Here is a 23,013-nt window from a genome sequence, read left to right as displayed (position 1 = left end):
ACTTCTTGTCTTGATATCTACAATCTTACCACGGTTGTTTTCGGAAGCTGCGATCTAATTCACAGATGGGCTGTGATATCGATTGCCCTCAACAACGCATAGATGGTCTCGACAAGCTCGCAAAACATAATTTCGCAAAACTTAACACTGCCGAATTTAATACAGTGCCTTTTTGTAGTAACCTTTTCTAGGTTAGCTAATATAGCCAACCGATGCGTCTTTCTGAAGATGGAGATGATTCGCAATACGAGGGATGATTTTAGGGATGATCCTATCGCAAAAAGTTTCCATAAAATACTTTGTTTTTAATAAAAGTGTCACGAGACTGAAAAATTAATTTAAAATAAAGATAAGCTTATACCTTTATAGGTAGAGGAAAAGCAGTCACTGGCTTGATCCCCAGTCCAATCTCGGCTGCATTTTTAACAATAAATTTTAATTAGGTTTCAGCAGCGCCGTAAAAATCCACCTAGTGCTTGGAAAGCAGCACTTTTTTAGAATGTCGCAGAGTCCACGCGATCGCAAAACTCAATTAAATATGCTCAAAAACGATTCATCCAAGTATCTCCCAACCTTAGCTCAAGTAATTGACCGCTACCCCTTGACAGTTGCACCCGATACCCCACTAGCAGAAGTAATTACCCTGATGGGTCAACGGCGCGGAACTTGCTCTCTAAACCCAGACATTCCACCAACCGATATCTATCAGCCACTAACAGAAATGGCAAATCCCCCCACCTCAAGCGCATTTAGAGACGCGACAGGTATCTGTGTCTTTGTAGTGGAAGAATCCCTAGAAAAATTATCCTCCCACTCTGCTCCACATTCTCAATTGCAAGGAATCTTCACAGAAAGGGATCTTGTCGATTTGATTGCCTCGGGCAAAAACTTAAAAGGTATCACCATTGCAGAAGTAATGAGGCAGCCTGCTGCAACTCTCACAAAATCCGAGACTCAAGACATTTTCAGCGCCCTAATTCTGCTGGGGCAACGAAGAACTAAGCATTTACCAATATTGGATAGTGAAGGTCAACTCTTAGGAGTAATTACCCCGGAAAGCATTCGCCAAGCCATGCTGAAACCGGCAAATATCTTAAAAATGCGCCGCGTGAAAGAAGTAATGACCGCACAAGTCATTCAAGCACCTCGCTTTGCGTCAGTTAGGAGTTTAGCCGAGTTGATGGCGCAGCACCGCGTTAGCTGCGTAGTAATTACCGAATCAACAGAATTATCGAGAAATTTACCGTTCCCCATTCCAGTAGGTATAGTCACAGAACGGGATATTGTCGAATTTCAAGCTTTAGATATAGATTTGTCGAAAACGATCGCCCAAACTGTGATGAGTACCCCCTTATTTAGCCTCAAGCAAGAAGACTCGCTGTGGGTAGCTCATCAGGAAATGCACCAGCGTTTAGTCCGCAGGTTAGTAGTAACGGGGGAACAGGGAGAACTCCTGGGAATAGTTACTCAAACCAACATACTTCGCGTACTTGACCCGATGGAAATGTCCGGGGCGATCGATGTTCTGCACGATTCAGTGGCAGAAAGGACTAGGGAATTGCAACAAGCGATCGCATCCCTCAGCTTGACTAACGCCAGACTAGAAAGGGAAATTGCTACCCGCGTGCGGGCCGAGGCCAGGCTCCACCTTTTAGAATCTGCTGTAGTGAACGCTAACGACGCAATTGTGATTATGGATGCGGGAGACAGCGATATCTCCGACCCCAGCATCATCTATGCCAACGAAGCTTTTACCCAAATGACGGGCTACCTACCCGAAGAAATCATCGGACAAACCCCCAGTTGCTTGCGGGGCCCAGAAAGCGACCCCACCCAAGTCGCTAAAATTCGCCGTACTTTCTCTCGCCGAGAACCCCTACGCCTAGAATTGATTAACTACCGCAAAGACGGTTCAACATATTGGGTGGAACTCAACAGCGTACCCATTGCCGACACCTCCGGGAACGTTACCCACTGGGTGTCGGTGCAGCGAGATATTACTGATCGCAAGCGCATGGAACAAGCATTTTTTGAAGAAAAAGAACTCGCTCAGGTTACTCTACAATCGATCGGCGATGGCGTCATCACTACTGACGCCGACGGCTGCATTTCGACCCTGAATCCAGTTGCCGAAACACTCACGGGTTGGTCTACATTGGAAGCTAAGGGTTTGCCCCTCGCCAGCGTGCTGAGAATAGTTGACGAAACTAGCCGGCTGCCGATCGAACATATCGCCGAAATCGCTTTGTCCGAAGGTCGGATTGTTGACCAAGGGCGCAACAATTTGCTGATTGCCCACAACAACAGCGAATTTGCGATCGACCACTGCGTCGCCCCCATCCACGCTAGCAGCGGCGAAATTGTCGGGGCCGTCGTCGTGTTCCGAGATGTCACGCAAGTGCGAACTCAAGCGCGACAACTCACCTGGCAGGCAACTCATGACCCCCTAACGCAATTAGTCAACCGCCGGGAATTTGAGTACCAGTTAGAGCACGCCCTACACGGCGCTCAAGGTTACGGGCAAGAACACGTGATGCTTTACCTGGATCTTGATCGCTTCAAAATAGTTAACGACACCTGCGGTCATGCTGCAGGGGACGAACTGCTGCGCCAAGTCAGCCAGCTATTTAAAAGCCATATTCCCAAAACCGATATTTTGGCACGTCTGGGTGGCGATGAATTTGCCGTACTCCTGTATAACCGTCCCGTCGAACGAGGATTGAATGTTGCCGAAACGCTGCTGCGAAGCATTCAGGGATTCCGCTTTGCGTGGCAGGACAAAACTTTTTCGATCGGCGTTAGTATCGGTTTGGTAGCAATCAATCCCAAAACAGCATCGACATCTGCGATTTTGAGCGCGGTCGATATGGCCTGCTACGCTGCTAAAAATAAAGGTCGCAACCGGGTGCAGGTTTATCAAGCCGGCGATCAAGAATTAATTAAACAGCACGGCGAAACGCAGTGGGTGGTGCAAATTAATCAAGCTTTAGAAGAGAATCGCTTTTGCTTGTACTCTCAGCCGATCGTACCTTTGCTCAACTCTCCAACCACCGGAACCCACTGCGAAATCCTGCTGCGCCTCCAGCTTGAAACTGGTCAGGTGGTGTCGCCGATGGCGTTTATTCCGGCGGCAGAACGCTACAACTTGATGCACGCGATCGACCGCTGGGTGATTCGTACTTTATTTAGCAATTTATCTAAACTTTTCACGGCCAATTTATTAGTCCAAAACCCCGAGGTAGACAGCGATAAAATAGTTACCTTCCCTGCTTGCTCTCTTTTGTCTGATCTGCAATCGTCGTTTGGCAAATATCCCAACCTTTATTCAATCAACCTTTCTGGGGACAGCCTCAACGAAGAAAAGTTTATCGAGTTTATTCAGGAACAGTTTTCCATTCATCAAATACCGCCGCAAATAATTTGTTTTGAAATTACCGAAACCGTGGCGATCGGTAATCTCAGCAAGGCAGCCAGCTTGATTTGGCAACTCAAGGAACTAGGCTGCCAGTTTGCCTTGGACGACTTCGGCAGCGGGATGTCTTCCTTTGCTTATCTGAAAAGCTTACCAGTTGATTATCTCAAAATTGATGGCAATTTTATTAAGAATATTGCCGACAATCCTATTGATATTGCAATGGTAGAAGCTATTACCAAAATTGCTCATGTCATGGGAATTAAAACTATTGCCGAGTATGTGGAAAATCAAACAATTATGGATAAACTAAATGAACTTGGGGTAGATTACGCTCAAGGTTATCATTTGGGAAAGCCTCAACCTTGTAACTTCACATCTCCTATTTTAGAGGGATTTTTGGGGGAGTTTCCTGTTGATTCTTTGGCTTTTGAAGCTAAGCTGGCTTGTTGAAGAGTTGACACAAGGAAGAAGGAAGAAGGAAGAGGGAAGAAGGAAGAGGGAAGAGGGAGAATTGCCCAATTCCCAATTCCCAATGACAACTGCCCACTGTCCACTGCTCACTGCCCAATGAAAACTGTCAACTGTCAACTGATAGCAGCTTCAATGTACTGACTGTCTAACAAAAAGGCACCTTTTTCAAAGCGAATTCCCCAATAATTGCCGGGACGCCGATCGATCACAACACCTTCAGCGCCGATCGCAATTACATTCGCAGGCCGCAGCATCGGCATCGGTTCGGCAGTTTTGACGTAAGGCGGCATCGCCACAACTCGGACTTTTTGACCGACAGTGAAATCTTTTTCCATGAGCTTTATTCCCTCAAAAAACACGGCGATAAAGGAATTTTAACAAGGAATGTTTCTGTTTGATTGATTAATAGATTAGGGATGGATAAAAAAAAGGGTAATTATGAAGCGTAATTAAGGAAATTAGCGGCAAAATTATTGATATTTTAGGCTGCCATCTTCGTTGTTATATTCAAGTTCATGATATTTTCCCCCTAACCCTAAGTCATGAAGACATCGTTGGTAGTTTTTGGCTCCCATATCGAAAGGGTTAGTCCTGTTCAATCGGGCCCATTCAGCTATCTTTAGCTGGTTAGTTACCCCTGAAGCATCGCCTACGGTTTTGACAATCCAATCAAACATTTTTTTTCCTCTAAGCTGTATCTCACTCTACCTCTCTAGATTAGCTATATATTCACCTATAGGCAATCGAACCTTTTTTTGCCTCTAAGCTGTATCTCACCCCTAACTCGGACGATCGCCCGTAACACCCCTGACCGATCGCGCTACAATTGTCAATCGGGATGAAAATGGCTGATTAGGAAAATAGAGGAGTAGGTGTTATGGCTACAAATCGTCGCATTGAGCGTGTAGCTTCAATGATTAAACGGGAAGTCAGCCTGATGTTGCTGAATGGAATCAAGGACGACCGTGTAGGTGCTGGTATGGTTAGCGTTACCGACGTAATTGTTTCGGGAGACCTTCAGCATACAAAAATTTTTGTCAGCATCTACGGTACTGATGAGGCAAAAGCCGAGACTATGGAGGGCTTGAAATCTGCTACTAGCTACGTCCGCAACCAGTTGGGTCAACGGGTGCAACTGCGCCGGACACCGGAAGTGATATTTCTCGAAGACCGTTCTTTGGAACGGGGCGATAAAATGTTGATACTGCTGAATCAGCTTTCTGCCGATCGCAAACCAGGTATGTTTGATGACGAAGAAATGGCCGATGGCAATGAAAATGATGATGATGATGATGATGATGATGATGATGATGATTTAGAAGCAGACGAGGATTAGTGTCTGAAGGTAGTCAACAGCCCAAAGTCAACAGTCAACAGTCAACAGTCAACAGTCAACAATTCCTAATTTCCCATGATTGACAATCTTTCCTTACCAGAACTGGTGGCCCAGATGTTCGTGGTGCGCGCTTCCGGCTGCTTGTTCGACCACCAAATTTGCTATCCCGAATGGGAACCAACTGCCAGCAAACTCCGCTATTATCTGGAAAATTTGGGCGTCGGTGGGGTGATATTGGTCGGGGGAAGTGCTGCGGAGTTGGCAGTTCGATCGCACCAATTGCAGTCTTGGGCTAAGTTTCCGCTGCTGCTGGCGGCTGATATTGAGGAAGGTGTCGGCCAGCGGTTCGCGGGGGCGACTTGGTTCGGGCCGCCGATGGCAATTGCTGAAATTGCGCGGCACGATGCAGGTAAAGCCGATCGATATGCTGAAGAAATGGGCGCTGTCACTGCGATTGAAGCTAGGGCGATCGGTCTAAATTGGATTCTCGCACCAGTCGTTGATGTGAACAACAATCCCGACAATCCCGTAATTAACGTCCGCGCTTTTGGCGAGACACCGGAAATTGTCGGCAAATTGGCCGCTGCTTTTATTCGAGGTGCAGGTGATCACCCGGTTTTGACTACAGCTAAGCATTTTCCCGGCCACGGAGACACGGCGGTTGATTCTCACTTGGAATTGCCGGTTTTGCCACATTCGCCAGCGAGATTGGCCCAGGTTGAGTTGCCTCCTTTTGTTGAGGCGATCGCCGCTGGGGCGGATGCTGTGATGAGTGCTCACTTGCTGATTCCGGCTTGGGATGCCGAGTTTCCTGCTACTCTTTCTCGCAAAATTTTGATCGGGAAGCTGCGAGAAGAGTTGGGATTTGAAGGTTTGATCGTGACGGATGCTTTGGTGATGGGTGCGATCGCCAATAAGTACGGCGCTAATGAAGCAGCAGTTTTGGCGGCTGAGGCTGGTGCTGATGTTTTGCTGATGCCGCTTGACCCGGAAGGGGCGATTCAGGCGGTCTGCGAAGCTGTCACTCAAGGGCGTATTCCCATCTCACAAATTCAGGAATCTGTCAAGCGAATTTGGAAAGCGAAAATAAAGGTGGGTTTGTCGATTTCTGACCCCCCCCAACCCCCCCTTGCTAAAGGGGGGAGCAAGAATCTAGAATCGCTCGACTCGATCGACTTAAGTTTGCTGGCAAATCCCCAGGCAAGGGCAACTGCGGCTGATATTTTGCGAGATTCTTTGAAATTTGGGGGAAATCTACCTTTGCAGGTTCCAAAGCCCCCAGAAAACCAGCTTTTGCGGAATTTGATTGTTGTAGATGATGTTTTGGGGTGCGAGTTTTTGGGAAACCACACTCCGGCGATCGCGCTTCCCGAACAGTTTGGTTACGAATTGCAACTGATTGACGATCGCACAGGCGCGATCGCGGATAATGCAGGTGCAGAGCGTTTTTCTCCGACACTGCTGCAAATTTTTATTCGCGGCAATTGCTTCCGAGGCAGTGCGGGTTTGACCCAAGCAGCTCAAGATTTGTTTAAGAAATTATTAAAGACGGGAGAACTGCAAGCTGTCCTAATTTACGGAAGTCCCTACGTTTTAGAGCAATTTTTGCCCCACTTGCCTCCGAGTATTCCTTATGTATTTTGTTTCGGGCAGATGCCGGTAGCCCAATCTCTTGCTCTAGAAGTGCTGTTTGGAATTGACGCCACGGGCAATTCTTGAACAGCCGGACTCCTAAATCTTTTTTTTGCTGCTGCGTCAGGACTTAAATTCATCAACCCGGTTTCTGGCAAGAAATAATTTTGCCTTTGGCAACGAAGCATCCAGAAACCGGGAATCGGGCGCGGCTTCCTCAATTCTGAATTGAGCTTTGCAGCAGATGGGTCTGCTAGCCAGGAAAAGTGGCGGCCAAAATCCCAAGACAAATCCAATCACTTACTAATCATTCCTATAAGAATTTTCAATTGACCGCCAGAAATTGTATACCTGTATACTGACAAAATTTAACTTACATATCCGGAATTTTGGACTATATTATTACCAGGGCCATAATTTTTTTTTTACTAAAACCTTGAGGGCGCATTATGATTCAGTCCACTATCAAAATCCAATACTCTTTAGATGTCATCCAGGATGAAGCCCGTCACCTCGTGCACGAGGGCGTACTCAGCCGCCAGCAGCCCATATATACGCTCTGCCAATTTATTCCGCCCCGTGAATGGGCCTGTGTAGAGTGCGAATTAGAAAAATGCGACTTCTTGCTGCGCGATCGCATCGCCGACCTGATCGGTTCTGAAAACTGGGACAATGACTAAAGTTTGGTTCTTTTAAATAAGTTTGCAAATCACTTTGCAAGTAAACTCCGGCTATATTAAAGACTCTTGATTCTTTAATGCTGGGAATTTTTGACACGCAAATTTTCCAACTCTATCCTCAGCGCTGCCATGTCTGCAGTTAATTCTTGAATCTCTAGCTTTACGTTAGGCTGTACAACCGACTCGGGAGGAGCATCAGTCGTTGCATCTGACTGCTTGGGCGAGACAGATTCGCTCTCGGCATTCTCCCGATCGCCCGGTTGAGAGAAAATAGTATCTACAAAATTCCGGGCTTCTCGATCGGTCATTTCTCCTTTTTCCACCAGCTCATCGGCTAGCTGACCCAAATCTGACTTCAGTTTGTCAAGATTTTCTTCTCGCTTCAGAGGATCTTGCAATGTCTCAATTAAAAAGGAAGTTGCACCTAAAGTCAGGTGAAATCCTGTTTGCAGCATTTGAGGCAGGTTGTCGGGATTCATCTAAAAATGCCGCTAAAACGTTTTTCTCAGTTTTGGGTTCGCTAGTTGCTCCCAAGTCGGGGCGTAAAGCCGCTTCTTAACGGGAAGATGCTTGCGTTGTGGGTCGTTATCGCCCCGAGTCAGGAAAGATCAGCTTTTGGGGGGACGTTTTTCCGTTGTGTTCATACTAATCGTATCATTACTTCGTAAATTAATAAATGTCAAGTGTAAATTTTTGTAACTACGAATCGAGACATTCCCACTGGAAGGCTCAGTATATTTGATATTTGAGATTAAACAGGACTTACGCACTGCGACTAAAAAAAACCTGGTTGCTGCCCAACCGTGCGTAAGTCCTGTTCCATCCAGTTAAGGATATAGCGCCTCACCGGTGGAGGGGTCAAAGATAAATAATCGATCGAAGTCAAGCTGTACCGTCAGTCGATCGCCCGATCGCAAGCGAACACTCGCAGGTACTTGCACCTGTAAAGTAGTTTCAGCGTTCAACGAAGGCAAACTCGCTCGGATTAAAGTTTCTCGCCCCAGAGGTTCCACTACTTTTACCTCTACATCAAGAGGTACTTTTTCTAATGCCCAAACATCGGTTTTCAAATCATCTTCTTCTGCGTTTTGTGGCGTAAACATTTCTATATTTTCTGGACGGATGCCCAAATCAAATCCTTGTCCTTCTCTAGGCTGCAATTTTTTCTGAATCGACGGCGGACAGACTAAAGATTGATTTCCTAATTGAAAGGATTCGTTAGTATAAATTGCAGGTAAAATGTTCATGGCGGGATTGCCTAAAAATGTGGCAACCATGCGGTTAGCGGGTTTGGCATAAATGCTTTGCGGCTCTCCAATTTGTTGAATTTTTCCCCCATTTAAGACTACAATCTTATCAGCTAAAGTCATCGCTTCCACTTGGTCGTGGGTGACGTAAATTGTGGTAATTCCCAGCCGTTGATGCAGTTGTTTGAGTTCGGCTCTAGTGTCATCTCGCAGTTGAGCATCGAGGTTAGAAAGCGGTTCATCTAAAAGGAATACTTTCGGTTCGCGGGCGATCGCCCTTCCGAGTGCGACCCGCTGCTGCTGTCCGCCTGATAGCTGTTTGGGCTTACGCTTGAGGAGGTGGTCGATCGAGAGCGATCGGGCCACTGTTTCGACTCGTTCTTGAATTTTAGTCGGATCAACATTCCGCATCCGCAATCCAAAAGCCAGGTTTTCCCCGACAGTCATGTGCGGATAAAGCGCGTAATTTTGAAACACCATTGCTACATCGCGCTGTCTCGCCGGAATGTTGTTAACTAAATTATCTCCGATGTAAAGATTGCCGGAAGTTGCGGTTTCTAAACCTGCAATTGTCCGCATAATTGTGGATTTCCCGCAGCCGGATGGCCCGACTAATACCCAAAATTCCCCGTCCGGGATTTTGAAGCTGATGTTTTCGATCGCGGTGACGTTTTGGTAGCGTCGGGTAATATTTTCTAAGCGAACATTTGCCATTTTGCGACTGTAATTGGTAAGTGATAATTAGTGATTTTTACCTTCAGTCTTCAACCTTCAGAAAACTGTTCCAATTCTAAAACTGTGCGGTCTAATTCTTCAACTATAGGCGTTAACTCAGCTTGGCGGAATGCTTCTACTAAAGAACGATAATACCAGAGAGAACCGTCTTTGCCACCTTTGAAGCGTTCCCAAACAGTATCTCCTAATTGACGGAGATCTTTCAGGATCGATCGAACATTATAAAGTTTATCAGCAGCCGAGACTAATCTCACTGAGCCAGAAGCTGTAGAAATGCGATCGATATAAGCTTGTTTTCGCTGTCGCCAAGGGGGTTTCGGCGTCTCGTCACTGTCGGTACAGCCGTCTACAATCGCTGTGACGGTATCGCCAAAGCGGCGGCGGATGGCTTCGCGGGTGGTGGCGCCGCCTTGATCTTCGATCGCATCGTGAAGCAAAGCTGCGATCGCCTCATCTTCCGAAGCCCCATATTCTAAAGCTATACTAGCAGTACCCAACAAATGGGCAATGTAGGGAACGCCCGAACCTTTGCGAAGTTGGGTAGCGTGCAATTCGGCGGCATAGGTGAGGGCTTCAGAAAAACGGTTTGAGAGAATCATGAAAGTCATCTTTCTTAATTGCTATGATATATAAATTGTCGGGCTAAGTTGACAAGACAAAATCTACCAAGTTCAATAACATCATAAAGATGCGATCGAGAGCGATCGCTTCTACAATTATAATCGTTAAAGAGAGGTTGCTAGCATGACCGCTACTATAATTATACCCAAAAATGCCGACCAGAACTCAGAGCTAGAATTACCGCAAAAATCAGAAAACACAGCACAAAATCCGCCAGAATTTGAGACTAAAAAAGTCATATCTCTTGAAGATTTTTTAGTCAGACCTGCTGATAGAATGGAATGGGTTGACGGCAACTTAGTTGAGAAAACAGGAATGACATTCAAGCACGGTCTCGCTCAATCTAAATTATCTACCTCCTGGAGAAATTACAAAAATTCCAGCGGACAGGGAGGAGAAGTTCTTACAGAAGTCCTTTGCCGCACTAGCAAACAGGGTCGCCGTCCCGATGTTGCTTACATTACTCCTGAACTGCTGCCACAATCAGGCAATTTTACAGCATTTTCCCAAAGTTTTCCTTTGATAGCGGAAGTTGCTTCCCCCGAAGATAGTGGCGAAGAGTTATTTGCCAAAGCTCAGGAATATTTGGAATCTGGATGTTTAGAAGTTTGGTTGCTGTTTCCTGAAGCTAGATTAATATTTGTCAATGGGGGGCAAAGCTGGCGGTTGTTTAATGCCCATGAAGTTGTTAACAGTCAAAGTGTGCTTGCAGGTTTTAGCGTAGCCGTAAGTGAATTGTTGGCTTGAGGAATTTGTTAAAATAATTTATTAAAACCATAAAAAGAGAAACTCCAGGTGAGAAACTTTAGCTTAAGACTGGGTTGAATGAGAATGTGGGAACGATCAAATCGAGTTTAAGATCGACCTACAGGTAACTTTTAAGTATTGATACAGTTAACATCTGATTAGGGGACTGCGGCGTAGACTGAAAAGGACTGACCCTAAAGGGTCAGCAGATTCATCCCACGACTAGAAGCGATGGGCTTTATCTGCGATTTTCTGTAAGCGGTAGTCTTCGATTGGAATGGGGTTGAGAGATTTTTGGTGGAGTGCGATCGCCTTTAAATTTGAGCCAGAACGATCGCCCGATCTACTCAAAATAACAGTCTGCTAACAGATCCAAGCCGATCGCAGTCTCCCAGCCACTCCACCAACCAACGGCAGATCAAGCAACTGAGCGATTGTGGCACTTCCGTGAACAAAAGAAAACCACTCGCAACTTACTAATGCGACTGGTGGTTGGAGGTACGAGATTAATTATTAGCGTCACTGCCTAGCCAGGACTTTAAGCGCCTTGAAAGCTCTATCAAGGTGGATTGAACATCAAGCTAGCAATTCCTCAAGTCTATTTTCCAGAGAAGCCACTAGCATTTCTATGCCAAACTCATCCCTGAATCTATTTAAACTTAAGCGCAAACTTTCCCTGCGATCGCTCTTGATAGTCCCGTTTGTACTACAAATCTTCGTAGCAGTTGGGCTAACGGGATATATTTCCCTGCGGAATGGACAGAAGGCAGTCAATGATGTTGCCAGTCAGTTACGAAAAGAGATGAGCGATCGCCTCAACCTGCAAGTTCTAAACTATTTGGAAAAACCTTATGTTGCCGGACAAGTGATCGTAGCTGCGGCTCAAGAGGGTCAGCTTGATTTAACAAATTTCACCAAACTGGAACGAACGTTGTGGCGCTTAGTCAGCCAAAATACCCTCGAAGACGTGCAAATTGGTTTAGAGGATGGCACGAATATTGCCCTAGATACAACAATCAATGACGGCATCGTTTCTCGCCTCAGTGACAAAGCGCGTCTACCTCAACGCCAATTCTACAAACTTGACGATCAAGGTCAACGGGTCGCACTGCTCAAAACTCAGGCAGAGTTTGACCCTCGGACTCGACCCTGGTATCAAGTTGTACAGAAAGCCGGAAAACCAGCCTGGACATCTGTGCCCTACGTTAGCAGTTCGTATCAATCGGCTACCATGGCTCTATCCCAGCCGATTTACAAGAGCGATGGAACGTTACTAGGGGTGGAAAAAAGTACCTTTCGGCTGGACAAAATTCATCGTTTTCTGAGCGAGTTGAAGGTGGGTCAAACGGGACAAACGTTTATCGTAGATCGATCGGGCAATCTGATTGCCAGTTCAACGATCAAACAGCCTTACATTCTGGATCTTAAAAATGAGGAGTTGCAACAAATTCCTGCCGTCAAGTCTGAAAATGTTGTAATTCGTACCACCGCGCAAGCCATCCTCGATCGGTTGAGCAACTTCAAGGCTATTCAACAGAGTCAACAGCTTGATTTCATGCTGGCAAATCAGCGTCAGTTCGTTCAAGTTTCAGCCATTCGAGACGAACGCGGTATTGACTGGTTGAGCGTTGTGGTAGTACCTGAATCAGATTTTATGGCACAAATCAATGCCAATACTCGCACCACAATTTTGCTGTGTCTAGGGGCTTTGGTGGTGACGACTATACTGGGCCTTTTTACTTCGCGTTGGATTACCACACCGATTTTGCAGCTACAAAAAGCCAGTCAGGCGATTAGCTTCGGACAGTTGGATCAAACACTTCAGGTGCAAGGCATTAGTGAATTAGAATCCCTGGCAGATTCCTTTAACCAGATGGCAGGTCAACTGAAAACCTCCTTTGTCCAACTGGAAAGCCGGGTTGAGGAACGCACCGCAGAACTGAAAGAAGCAAAACAGGTAGCCGATAGTGCGAACCAAGCAAAAAGCGAATTTCTCGCCAACATGAGCCACGAACTCCGCACTCCCCTCAACGGCATTCTGGGCTATGCTCAAATCCTCAACCGATCCAAAGCGTTGCCAGCAAAAGAACGTCATGGGGTAGAAGTCATTTACCAGTGCGGTTCTCATTTGCTGACGCTGATTAACGATGTGTTGGACTTGTCCAAAATTGAAGCCGGCAAACTAGAACTCGCACCTAAAGCAATTCACTTTCCCTCATTCGTCCAAGGTGTCGCTGAAATCTGTCGCATTCGTGCCGACCAAAAAGGCATTGATTTTGTTTACAATCCCGATCCGCAGTTGCCTGAAGGGATTTTTGCGGATGAAAAACGGCTGCGTCAGGTGTTACTCAACTTGGTGGGAAATGCGATTAAATTCACCGACAAAGGTTCGGTCACGCTCAAGGTTGCGGTAGTTGAGAATAATCCCAATCCCTCCACTCGCTGGGTCAAATTTCAAATTGAAGATACAGGCGTAGGAATTGCGCCCGAGCACTTGGATAAAATTTTCCAGGCTTTTGAACAAGTGGGCGATCGCCAGCGCCAAGCCGAGGGCACGGGTTTAGGATTGGCGATCAGCCAAAGGATTGTCCAACTTATGAACGGACAAATCCAAGTTAAAAGCCAACCGGGAGTCGGCAGTGAATTCTTTTTTGAGGTGGAACTGGCGATCGCCGCAGATTGGGCCGAGCAAAACTCCATCACAACTGGAAAACAAATTATTGGTTACGAAGGACAACGACGCAGCATTCTGGTGGTAGACGATCGTTGGGAAAACCGAGCCGTTCTCGTCAACTTGTTAGAGCCACTCGGATTCCAACTGACTGAGGCAGAAAATGGACAAGCAGGATTGGAAAAAATACGACAGTCTCAACCTGACTTATTGATTACAGACTTGGCGATGCCAGTTATGGATGGCTTTGAACTGCTCAAACAAATTCGCAGTGCAAAGGATTTGCAACCGCAGAAGATCATTGTCTCTTCCGCATCAGTATCACAAGCCTATCGACAGATGAGTTTAGATGCAGGGGCAAATGATTTCTTAGCAAAGCCAGTGGAAATCAGTGAATTATTTAACCTCTTAGCCACTCATTTAGAATTAAAATGGAAATATGAAATTACAGCCTCCAACGAGTCTGGTTCATCCATTCCAACGACTGCATTAGAAAATCCAGAAGGGAGTATTATTCCTTCCCCCGTTGAGTTAAAGACCTTACTAGAAATGGCACAAAAAGGCAACTTAAAACGGCTACGATCGCACACAGAGCAGATTGCTGGCTCTAACCCTGGCTACGCAGATTTTACCTCACAAATTATTCGACTGGCCAAGCAATTTAAAGCCGAAGAAATTGAAGAGTTGCTACAACAACACCTCACAGAGAAGAAAGCCGATGTCTAGTCCTGAATTAATTCTGGTGGTGGATGATACCCCTGCGAATTTAGAAGTGGTTTGTGAAACTTTAAGTGATGCGGGGTACGAAGTAGCAACCGCAATCAACGGCGATCGCGCTCTTAAGCGAGTCCAAGTTTATCCTCCCGATCTGATCTTGCTCGATGTTCAAATGCCAGGAATTGACGGCTTTGAAACCTGCAAACGTCTGAAGGCCGATCCGAAAACAGCCAGTATTCCCATCATTTTTATGACTGCTCTCTCCGATGCCGACAGTAAGGAGAAAGGATTTGTCCTGGGTGCGGTGGACTACATCACCAAACCCTTTCAAGAAAAGGAGATGCTAGCACGGGTGAAAACTCATTTGCAGCTACGGCAGTTAACTAAAAATCTCGAACAGCGTGTAGCTGAGCAAACGGCTGATTTAGAAGCCACACTTACACAACTGCAACAGTCTCAGCTTTATCTGATCCACACCGAAAAGATGTCTGCTTTGGGCAATTTAGTCGCGGGTGTCGCGCACGAAATTAATAACCCGCTTTGCTTTCTTGCTGGCAATCTGAAACCTGCTCAGGACTACATTAAAGACCTCTTTCAACTAATTGAGCTATACCAAAAAGAACTCCCTTATCCAAGTGCCTCACTACAGGCAGTCGTGGAGGAAATAGATTTGGAATATTTACAAGAAGATTTACCCAAGTTGATCGATTCGATGCAAGAAGGAGTCGATCGCATTCGCACCATTAGCACCAGTTTAAGAACTTTCTCGCGTTCGGATTGCGATCGCCCCATTCATTACAATATCCACGACGGCATTGACAGCACGATCTTGATTCTCAAGCATCGCCTCAAAGCCAACGAATCTCGCCCGGAAATTCAAGTCATCACAGACTATGGCGATCTGCCACAGGTAGAATGCTTTGCCGGACAGTTGAATCAGGTATTTATGAATCTGCTGGCAAATGCGATCGATGCCCTTGAGGAATCAAATCAAGGACGCAGTTTTGCTCAGATCAAAGCCAACCCCAACCAGATTACTGTCAAGACGCAATTGTCGGAATCTCAGGCAGTGATCCGAATTCAGGATAATGGGATTGGCATTACGGATGCGGTGAAGCCAAAAATCTTTGAGCATCTGTTTACCACCAAAGGCGTGGGGCAAGGAACAGGGCTAGGATTGGCGATCGCCCGTCAAATCGTAGTCCAGAAACACTCTGGAACTCTAGAAGTCAACTCAACTTTAGGTCAAGGTACAGAATTTGTGATTTCAATTCCCGTGAAGGAGCTCGCTGTAAAAGACATTCAGGCAACGATCTGCGTTGACGCAGCATAACAAATCGTTGCAGCAGCAGAAACATGATTAATCGCCTCTTCAAACCTTCCAAACTATTGATATAGTAGTACGCGGTGCAAAAAACGGTAAACCATGACAGCCACAAATCTAGTCAATAAATTTGAGTACAAACCCCTATACAAACCAAATCAATTAATTTGCGGAACGGGGCAAACAGCCATTGTCAGTGGCTGGACAGTAAAAAGTGCGATCGGCAAACATTTACAACCCAACGAATTTGCTGTCATCGGACAACTCTACTCTCCTACTCGCGGCATCAACTTCTTAATTAGAAACTTGCTCTGCAATCCCCACGTCCGCTTTTTAGTAATTCTCAACGCTACCAAAGAAGACCGCAACTCGGGTGCTGCCGCGTGCTTGATAGATTTTTTTCGCAACGGCTTTGAAGCCGGTAAAAGCGATACTGGCAGAGATTGTTGGCTAATTAAATCTGCAATATTTGGCTACATTGATATTGAAATAGCACCCGAAGCCTTAGAACTATTGCGTCATTCAATAGAATGCAAAGAAGCTACAAGTATAGCAGAAACAGTGACTATTGTCAAATCTTTTGCCCAAAAAGAATCTGTTGAACCTTGGGGAGAAACCGTAACTTTTCCGTTAGTCGAAATTGTCCCTACTGTACTCCCCGGTCAGAAATACGGACACAGAATCGAAGGCAAAACTATTGCCGAAACTTGGGTAAAAATCATCCACCGAATTAAGACCACTGGCACCTTACGGCCGACTGGTTACGACGGACAGTGGCAAGAATTAATTGACTTAATGGCAGTGATTACCGATGAACCGGCGGAGTTCTATTTTCCCGAACCGAATTACTTACCAATCGACCGCGATTTCCTCGAACAGTACAAACCGCAAATGCTCGAAGATGCTCCGTATAACGAAGGCATTAAATATACCTACGCACAGCGGATGCGGTCGTGGTTTGGACGCGATCAAATTGAGGAAGTTATAACCAAACTAATTAAGGAAATTGACGCAGCAAGTGCTGTAATTAGTTTGTGGGATGCGGGCGGAAATATTAACAGAAGACCTGACGGTTCCTCAGACCACCAGCACAGCGGCAGTCCTTGTTTAAATCATATTTGGGTGCGAGTTGTAGACGGTGAAATATCGCTAACTGCAACTCTCCGCAGTAACGATATGTTTGCAGCGTGGCCGGCCAATGCAATGGGTTTGCGGGCTTTGCAGCAGCACATTCGAGATGAAATTGCGAGGCGTTCCGATTATAATTTGACAATGGGCCCGTTGGTAACGCTGAGTCAATCGGCTCACTTGTATGACGATACCTTTGAAAATGCCGATCGACTAATTCAAACCCAATATGCTAAAATCTGCGAAGATCGAGACTTTTTCGATGCAGCGGGCAATTTTTTAGTTGAAGTAGCCGACAATCAGATAGTTGTCACGCAAACCACCCCAGGCAGCGGCGAAGTTGTCACCTCTTATTCTGGAAAAAACCCTCTCAAGTTAGTGCGAGAAATTTGTGCTGCTTCCCCGGCTATCAAAGGCGAGCATATTGGTTATTTGGGAATAGAATTGCAGAAGGCGGCCGAGTGTCTGAAAACGAGCAAGCAATACATCCAGGATAGACGATGAATTTAGAAGAAGAAAGACCGAGTTGGGACGAATACTTCTTAATGTTAGCAAAATTGGCCGCTACTCGATCGACTTGTCTGGCTTTTCCTGTAGGCGCGGTGATAACTAAAAACAGGCAAGTTTTAGCAACGGGTTACAACGGTTCGCCGTCAGGGTCGGCACACTGTACTACTCAAGGCTTCTGCTATCCTGGTTTGAGTAGTTGCGACGCCAGCAAAACTTTGCCATCTAGGGCGGTGCACGCGGAAGCAAATGCGATCGCCAAAGCTGCCAAACACGGTATATCTACTGCTGGGGCTAGTATTTACGTCACCTTAGAACCCTGCATTTATTGTTTGAAATTAGTCATTGCGGCTGGAATTCGAGAAGTGTTTTACGAAACGACTTTTAACAGCGGAGAAAAAGCTGCTTTGAGAGATACTTTTATCAGTGAAGGTATTGTTGAGTTAAAACAAATTCAGCTATCTGAAGATACAGCAAAAAAGGCGGCTTTGTTTTTGTTGAATCCTACATCTGTGTCCAAAAATTTAGTATAGGATAAATCCTCCCCGTGGTTTTGGCAGCCATAGGAAATAACGGTGCTGTGTTCCTATAAATGATATTTATTTGCTGGCAATTTGTAGGATACGGCACTGCCGTATCCTAAATCCCGCGTGATAAAGATGATATTTATTTTACGCTTTGTAAAGACACAGCACTGCCATGTCCTTACAACAAATATAGATGGCAATTAACCAAAAAACGACATTACAAATTGTGAATCCCGTGTAGTTCAATCAATCAAACTCATTGACAGCTTGCAAATAGTCGATCGCCGCATCTATCCTCGAAGAATACTTAAAAGCAAACTGATCGAACCAATATCTCTCATCGGAATTCTTATCCAACTTTTTCAGCCAAACCTGAGCTTGCCTAACTTTCTGTCTGTGCGTTTGTACGTCCAACTGCGGCCCCGCGACTTTTTCTGCTGGTTGCGCTTGTAGTGAAGCGACTTCCTGAGCTTTATTTGGCGCTTCGTGCTCAGCCTTAAGCGGTTCCAGTGAAGCAACTTCCTGAGCTTTATTTTGCGATTCGTACTCAGCCTTAATTTGAGCTAAATCCTTATCCAAAGGACTAGCATACAAATTTATATCTGATGTTTTAAATGTTGCATTTGACGGCGCTTGTGCTTGCGCGGGCGCCTGACTTTTCAACTCAGCATTTTTTTGAGATGCTTGATACTCTGCCTTAAGTTCACCTAACAGGCGTTCGATAGATTCCATAACTTAAACCCCCTAAAAAATGCTGCTGGGCTAATTGGCCCTAATATAATAATCACGCAAACTTCGCCCGCCTCCTCAATCAGTTATTGCATTCAGCAATACCTCCGTCAGGGTCATTCCTTCAATATCATCCATCGTGACAGTATCAACGATATCGAATTTAGCCCCGGCGCTTTGCAGTTCGTCATCCAATATCTTGAGAAACTTAGTAGCTTCCGGCGCATTCCCTACTTGAATGAAAGAAATCGCCAACTCTTCATCTCGATCGAGTTTCCGCGAAGCCTCTATAATCGTTTTCATCACTTCTTTGCGATCGTCCGGTTCCCCGTCCGTCACCACTAATATTGTTTCCCCATTTTGCTTGGTCTTACCGGATGCTTTGCGCTGAAAAAAACTGTTCAGAGCGTCTTGCAGCACTGCACCTAAATTCGTAGTTCCCGAAGGTTCGTTTTCTTGAAAAATTTGCACGACTTTAGCTGATGTTACGTTGTCGTAGCGCTTGAAGCGACCGGAAAACAAATAAACTGTTATGCCATCAGGATCGAGTTCTTCGCATTTATTCGCCAATGCGATCGTCGATTCTTGCATGAGCGCCCACCGACTTTTACCGCCCATCTGGTCTTTTGTGTACATACTGCCGCTTTTGTCAATGATGATGGTATAATCGCGATTCTGAAGCATAAGATTTTTCCTGTTAATTAAGTTTTTCCCAAAAATATCAAAACCAGCGAGCAGAAGCTGTTGAGCTTTAGTTGCTCGCTGCGTTTTTTAGTTGATTTGCGATCGCAAATACCGGAATTTAAGCTGCAACTAAAGCATCTTTAAGTGGCTTCCAGCTAAAAGCTCGATCGCCCCCCATCTCCACTGCTATTTTAACTCGCGGTTCTAACGTCGGCAAAACAGTCAAATACTCAATCTCCTGACTCGACAAAATCTGCCCTTCAATAATCCACAGCACGAGTCCTTTTGCTTTAGGTGGCAAATTGTCTAATTGAGTTTGCAAAATCGGCGGCACGTAGTATGTATAACCAACCGCCCCTTCATTGCCAGTAGTTTTCTTGCCCAAATGCGGCGGCCGCACCCCGTGAACCCCCGTCAAATACATCGCCAAATCGCCCAAACCCCGCGCCGAAATCGTGTGAGCACCGTAACCTGCAGCCCTCAGCCTGCGGAGGTAGCGCCCCTCAAATCCTCCCTCTAAAGGAACGTACAGGGCCAGCGACCCCGACTTTTCCAAATCCCGAATCAGATCAGATCCCGTGGTAATCAGTCCCATAAATTTGTGTTTCCTGCTGTATCAAAATTTGGTCGATCGCTGCTTGCGAGCTGGAAATATTATAAATCCTAAAGTTGAGGCGAAAAATTCTCATCGCGGCCTTGACAAAGGGCAAACACTTCATGTACTATTGTGAATTGTCGCCGTAAAGGATACTGAGTAGTTTGCTGCTCAAGTCCTGGCACAAACAAGCAAGACCGAGACAAAACTCGGAGATAGAGTCGGTAAAAAGCCGGAAATCTCAACCCTTGCAAGACTTCCACAAGCTCGCTCCCAAATTTAAAACTCCAATTTTAAACACCGAGGAAGGCTGTTGGTTGATAACAGTTAATTGCAGGAACACTGAAATAAATGTTTCTGCACAAGAGCAAGCGGATTGACGTAAACTTCGCAATCCGAAACCTCTTGCGTAAATAAAAGGAAGAAAATCCGTGTCTGTAGGCATTCTTGGCACTAAACTAGGCATGACTCAAGTGTTTGACGACGAAGGGAGAGCAATCCCTGTCACCGTCATACAAGCAGGGCCTTGTACAGTAACTCAAATCAAAACAAAACAAACTGACGGCTACGGTGCCGTTCAAGTTGGATACAACGAAGTAAAACCAAAGGCTCTCAACAAGCCAGAACTAGGACACCTTGCCAAGTCGGGGGCGAATCCACTGCGCCACTTGCAGGAATACCGATTGGAAGATACCAGTTCATTTGAATTAGGTCAACAACTAAAAGCCGATACTTTTACACCGGGACAAATAGTAGATGTCATCGGTACAAGCATCGGTAAAGGTTTTGCAGGTTTTCAAAAGCGCCACAACTTTAAACGAGGCCCGATGTCTCACGGTTCCAAGAACCACCGCGAGCCTGGATCGATCGGACCTGGAACTACTCCCGGTCGCGTTTATCCCGGGAAAAGAATGGCGGGACGTATGGGCAACGTTCAAGTCACCGTCCGCAAACTAACAATTGTCCGGGTGGATACAGAGCAGAATTTGCTGCTAATTAAGGGAGCAGTTCCCGGCAAAGCTGGCGCCTTAGTCAATGTTGTGCCTGAGAAAAAAGTAGGACGTTAGTCAGTAGTCATTAGTCAGTAGTCAGCAGTCAGTAGATAGTGGTTGGCCGTTAGTAGCAAGCAATAACTAAGAACTAAAAGCTGAAAACTAAGAGCTGAAAACTAAGACCTGAGAACAGACAACAGACGACAGACAACAGACGACAGACAACTAACAACAGACAACTAACAACAGACAAAGGACAAAAGATATGGTTAATTGTGTAGTGCGAAATTGGCAAGGCGAAGAAGTTGGGGAAACAACTTTAGAACTGCGCGTAGCCAAAGAAGAAAATGCGTCTCACATCGTTCACAGAGCATTGACGCGGCAACTGAATAACGCCCGTCAAGGAAATGCTTGCACCAAAACTCGATCGGAAGTTAGAGGCGGTGGCCGCAAACCCTGGCGTCAAAAAGGCACCGGCCGAGCCAGAGCAGGTTCTATCCGTTCTCCGCTGTGGCGGGGCGGCGGTGTCATCTTCGGGCCAAAACCGAGAGACTTTGAAGTCAAAATGAACAAAAAGGAACGCCGTCTCGCTTTGCGGACAGCATTCCAAAGTCGCACCGAAGACATCATTGTGGTTGAAGAATTTGCAGAGCAATTTCCGAGACCGAAAAGCAAAGAATTGCTGAGTGCGATCGCCCGCTGGGGTATCGAACCCGATACCAAAGTTCTGTTAATCTTGCCAGAACCTCAACCAAACGTCTACTTATCAGGACGCAACATCGAATTAGTAAACGTCATCTTGGCAACGTCCCTGAATGTTTACGACGTTCTGGCGGCTGACAAAATTATCGTCACATCTACAGCCATAGCTAAAATTCAGGAGATTTACGGTGAGTAAAATCGACCCCCGCGACTACGCAGATTTGATCCAGCGTCCGATTCTCACCGAGAAAGCTACCCGAATGATGGAATTAAATCAATTCACATTCGACGTAGCCCCCAAAGCGACGAAGCCTCAAATCAAAGCTGCAATCGAAGAACTATTTAAGGTTAAAGTCATCGGCGTCAACACCCAAAACCCGCCGCGCAAAAAGCGTCGAGTTGGCAAATTCGTCGGCTTTAAACCTTGTTACAAGCGAGCAACCGTAACTCTGACCGACGGAGACTCGATTCGCAAACTCCTATTCCCAGAAGTTTAGCCAAGTTTGGATTTTAGATTTTAGATTTTAGATTGCGGTTAACTGGTGAAAATACCAAACCCAGAAAGCTAGCAAGTTAACTGATAATCGCAAATCTAAAATCCAAAACCGCCAAGTCCTTGCATCCCAAATCTAAAATCTAAAATCTAAAATCGATTATGGGCATCCGTTCTTACCGACCTTATACCTCCAGCACCCGGGAACAGACCGTCTCGGACTTCGCTGAAATTACCAGATCAGAACCAGAAAAGTCTCTAACCAGCAACAAGCACACCAAACAAGGCCGCAACAACCGAGGCGTCATCACCTGTCGCCACCGGGGAGGCGGTCACAAACGGCTGTATAGAGACATCGACTTCCGCCGCGACAAACACAGCATTCCCGCTACCGTCAAGGCGATCGAATATGACCCCAACCGCAACGCCCGCATCGCCCTCGTGTTCTACAAAGACGGCGAAAAACGGTACATCCTGCACCCGCTCAACTTAAACGTCGGTACAGTAATTGTCTCAGGCCCAGACGCGCCGATCGAAATCGGTAACGCCCTTCCCCTGAAGAACATTCCCCTCGGTACGAGCATCCACAACGTCGAGCTAGTACCAGGTAAAGGCGGGCAAATCGTTCGTTCCGCAGGCTCCAGCGCTCAGCTAATGGCAAAAGAAGGTAGCTACGTCACCCTCAAACTGCCATCCGGTGAACAGCGCAAAGTCCGCGCCGACTGCTACGCGACCATCGGTCAAGTCGGCAACACCGACGCCAGAAACATCAGCCTCGGCAAAGCAGGCCGCACCCGATGGAAAGGTCGCAGACCCACCGTTCGCGGTAGCGTCATGAACCCGGTAGACCACCCGCACGGCGGTGGCGAAGGCAGAGCTCCTATTGGACGTCCGGGGCCTGTCACTCCTTGGGGTAAACCAGCATTGGGTGCAAAAACTCGACGCAAAAACAAGCGCAGCGACGCTTTAATCGTCCGACGCCGCCGCAAAGCTTCCAAGCGCGGCAAGGGCGGCAGACAAAGTTAGTTTAAGGGGTAATGGGTTATTGGAAATAACAAAT

20 protein-coding genes are annotated in these 23,013 nt (G+C 46.3%); 13 read left to right on the top strand and 7 right to left on the bottom strand.

Annotated features, from left to right (window positions below):
• Positions 1-499 precede the first annotated feature (499 nt).
• Positions 500-3,865: an EAL domain-containing protein gene (locus QT994_RS11960; protein WP_333174685.1), complete on the top strand. Its 3,366-nt coding sequence runs from the start codon at positions 500-502 to the stop codon at positions 3,863-3,865.
• Positions 3,866-3,999: 134 nt separating this feature from the next.
• On the opposite strand, the gene sipA is transcribed toward QT994_RS11960, so the two are convergent.
• The gene (gene sipA / locus QT994_RS11955) at positions 4,000-4,221 is read right to left on the bottom strand and encodes a regulatory protein SipA (protein WP_333045729.1); all 222 of its coding nucleotides are present in this window, start codon (positions 4,219-4,221) and stop codon (positions 4,000-4,002) included.
• 542 nt (positions 4,222-4,763) lie between these two features.
• Here sipA and rbfA point away from each other — a divergent pair.
• The 3 genes from rbfA (at position 4,764) to QT994_RS11940 (ending at position 7,534) form a co-directional block, all read left to right on the top strand.
• Positions 4,764-5,222: a 30S ribosome-binding factor RbfA gene (rbfA, locus tag QT994_RS11950; protein ID WP_333174683.1), complete on the top strand. Its 459-nt coding sequence runs from the start codon at positions 4,764-4,766 to the stop codon at positions 5,220-5,222.
• A gap of 75 nt (positions 5,223-5,297) precedes the next feature.
• Positions 5,298-6,941 (top strand): glycoside hydrolase family 3 N-terminal domain-containing protein, encoded by a 1,644-nt coding sequence (locus tag QT994_RS11945; protein ID WP_333174680.1) that lies wholly within the window; start codon positions 5,298-5,300, stop codon positions 6,939-6,941.
• 362 nt (positions 6,942-7,303) lie between these two features.
• Positions 7,304-7,534 (top strand): DUF4327 family protein, encoded by a 231-nt coding sequence (locus tag QT994_RS11940; RefSeq protein WP_242719673.1) that lies wholly within the window; start codon positions 7,304-7,306, stop codon positions 7,532-7,534.
• A 74-nt stretch (positions 7,535-7,608) separates the two neighbouring features.
• On the opposite strand, the gene QT994_RS11935 is transcribed toward QT994_RS11940, so the two are convergent.
• The 3 genes from QT994_RS11935 to QT994_RS11925 all read right to left on the bottom strand — a co-directional run bounded on the left by QT994_RS11935 (position 7,609) and on the right by QT994_RS11925 (position 10,115).
• Positions 7,609-8,013 carry a hypothetical protein gene (locus QT994_RS11935; protein ID WP_333174677.1) on the bottom strand — a complete coding sequence of 135 codons (405 nt, stop codon included), beginning with the start codon at positions 8,011-8,013 and terminating at the stop codon, positions 7,609-7,611.
• A gap of 348 nt (positions 8,014-8,361) precedes the next feature.
• Positions 8,362-9,495 carry an ABC transporter ATP-binding protein gene (locus QT994_RS11930; protein WP_333174674.1) on the bottom strand — a complete coding sequence of 378 codons (1,134 nt, stop codon included), beginning with the start codon at positions 9,493-9,495 and terminating at the stop codon, positions 8,362-8,364.
• Between the two features lie 50 nt (positions 9,496-9,545).
• The gene (locus tag QT994_RS11925; RefSeq protein ID WP_333174786.1) at positions 9,546-10,115 is read right to left on the bottom strand and encodes an HD domain-containing protein; all 570 of its coding nucleotides are present in this window, start codon (positions 10,113-10,115) and stop codon (positions 9,546-9,548) included.
• 145 nt (positions 10,116-10,260) lie between these two features.
• Here QT994_RS11925 and QT994_RS11920 point away from each other — a divergent pair, with 145 nt between their 5' ends.
• The 5 genes from QT994_RS11920 (at position 10,261) to QT994_RS11900 (ending at position 17,764) form a co-directional block, all read left to right on the top strand.
• Complete coding sequence (locus QT994_RS11920; RefSeq protein ID WP_333174672.1) at positions 10,261-10,884, top strand: Uma2 family endonuclease; 624 nt, start codon at positions 10,261-10,263, stop codon at positions 10,882-10,884.
• Between the two features lie 628 nt (positions 10,885-11,512).
• The gene (locus tag QT994_RS11915) at positions 11,513-14,281 is read left to right on the top strand and encodes an ATP-binding protein (RefSeq protein WP_333174670.1); all 2,769 of its coding nucleotides are present in this window, start codon (positions 11,513-11,515) and stop codon (positions 14,279-14,281) included.
• Complete coding sequence (locus tag QT994_RS11910; protein WP_333174668.1) at positions 14,274-15,605, top strand: response regulator; 1,332 nt, start codon at positions 14,274-14,276, stop codon at positions 15,603-15,605. The genes QT994_RS11915 and QT994_RS11910 overlap by 8 nt, the downstream gene beginning before the upstream one ends.
• A gap of 93 nt (positions 15,606-15,698) precedes the next feature.
• Positions 15,699-17,228 (top strand): thymidylate synthase, encoded by a 1,530-nt coding sequence (locus tag QT994_RS11905; protein WP_333174665.1) that lies wholly within the window; start codon positions 15,699-15,701, stop codon positions 17,226-17,228.
• Entirely contained in the window at positions 17,225-17,764 is a 540-nt protein-coding gene (locus tag QT994_RS11900; RefSeq protein WP_333174663.1) for a dCMP deaminase family protein, read from the top strand. The genes QT994_RS11905 and QT994_RS11900 overlap by 4 nt, the downstream gene beginning before the upstream one ends.
• A 240-nt stretch (positions 17,765-18,004) precedes the next feature.
• On the opposite strand, the gene QT994_RS11895 is transcribed toward QT994_RS11900, so the two are convergent.
• From QT994_RS11895 to QT994_RS11885, 3 genes are all read right to left on the bottom strand, one after another.
• Complete coding sequence (locus QT994_RS11895; protein WP_333174662.1) at positions 18,005-18,490, bottom strand: salt stress protein, Slr1339 family; 486 nt, start codon at positions 18,488-18,490, stop codon at positions 18,005-18,007.
• A 75-nt stretch (positions 18,491-18,565) separates the two neighbouring features.
• Positions 18,566-19,171, bottom strand: coding sequence for a VWA domain-containing protein (locus QT994_RS11890; RefSeq protein WP_333174659.1), 606 nt, complete (start codon positions 19,169-19,171; stop codon positions 18,566-18,568).
• Positions 19,172-19,289: 118 nt separating this feature from the next.
• Entirely contained in the window at positions 19,290-19,766 is a 477-nt protein-coding gene (locus tag QT994_RS11885; protein WP_242719691.1) for an NAD(P)H-quinone oxidoreductase subunit N, read from the bottom strand.
• 431 nt (positions 19,767-20,197) lie between these two features.
• Here QT994_RS11885 and rplC point away from each other — a divergent pair, with 431 nt between their 5' ends.
• The 4 genes from rplC (at position 20,198) to rplB (ending at position 22,979) form a co-directional block, all read left to right on the top strand.
• Entirely contained in the window at positions 20,198-20,833 is a 636-nt protein-coding gene (gene rplC, locus QT994_RS11880; RefSeq protein ID WP_333174656.1) for a 50S ribosomal protein L3, read from the top strand.
• Positions 20,834-21,023: 190 nt separating this feature from the next.
• Positions 21,024-21,656 carry a 50S ribosomal protein L4 gene (rplD, locus tag QT994_RS11875; protein ID WP_190657994.1) on the top strand — a complete coding sequence of 211 codons (633 nt, stop codon included), beginning with the start codon at positions 21,024-21,026 and terminating at the stop codon, positions 21,654-21,656.
• The gene (locus QT994_RS11870) at positions 21,649-21,957 is read left to right on the top strand and encodes a 50S ribosomal protein L23 (protein WP_006634999.1); all 309 of its coding nucleotides are present in this window, start codon (positions 21,649-21,651) and stop codon (positions 21,955-21,957) included. Before rplD ends, QT994_RS11870 begins: the two co-directional genes overlap by 8 nt.
• A gap of 158 nt (positions 21,958-22,115) precedes the next feature.
• Positions 22,116-22,979: a 50S ribosomal protein L2 gene (rplB, locus tag QT994_RS11865; RefSeq protein WP_333045754.1), complete on the top strand. Its 864-nt coding sequence runs from the start codon at positions 22,116-22,118 to the stop codon at positions 22,977-22,979.
• The last annotated feature ends 34 nt before the right edge of the window (positions 22,980-23,013 follow it).

This window comes from Microcoleus sp. S13_B4, assembly GCF_036700885.1.
Classification (GTDB): domain Bacteria; phylum Cyanobacteriota; class Cyanobacteriia; order Cyanobacteriales; family Microcoleaceae; genus Microcoleus.
Note: the sequence above shows the minus strand (reverse complement) of the source record. Positions and strands in the feature narration are given on the sequence as shown.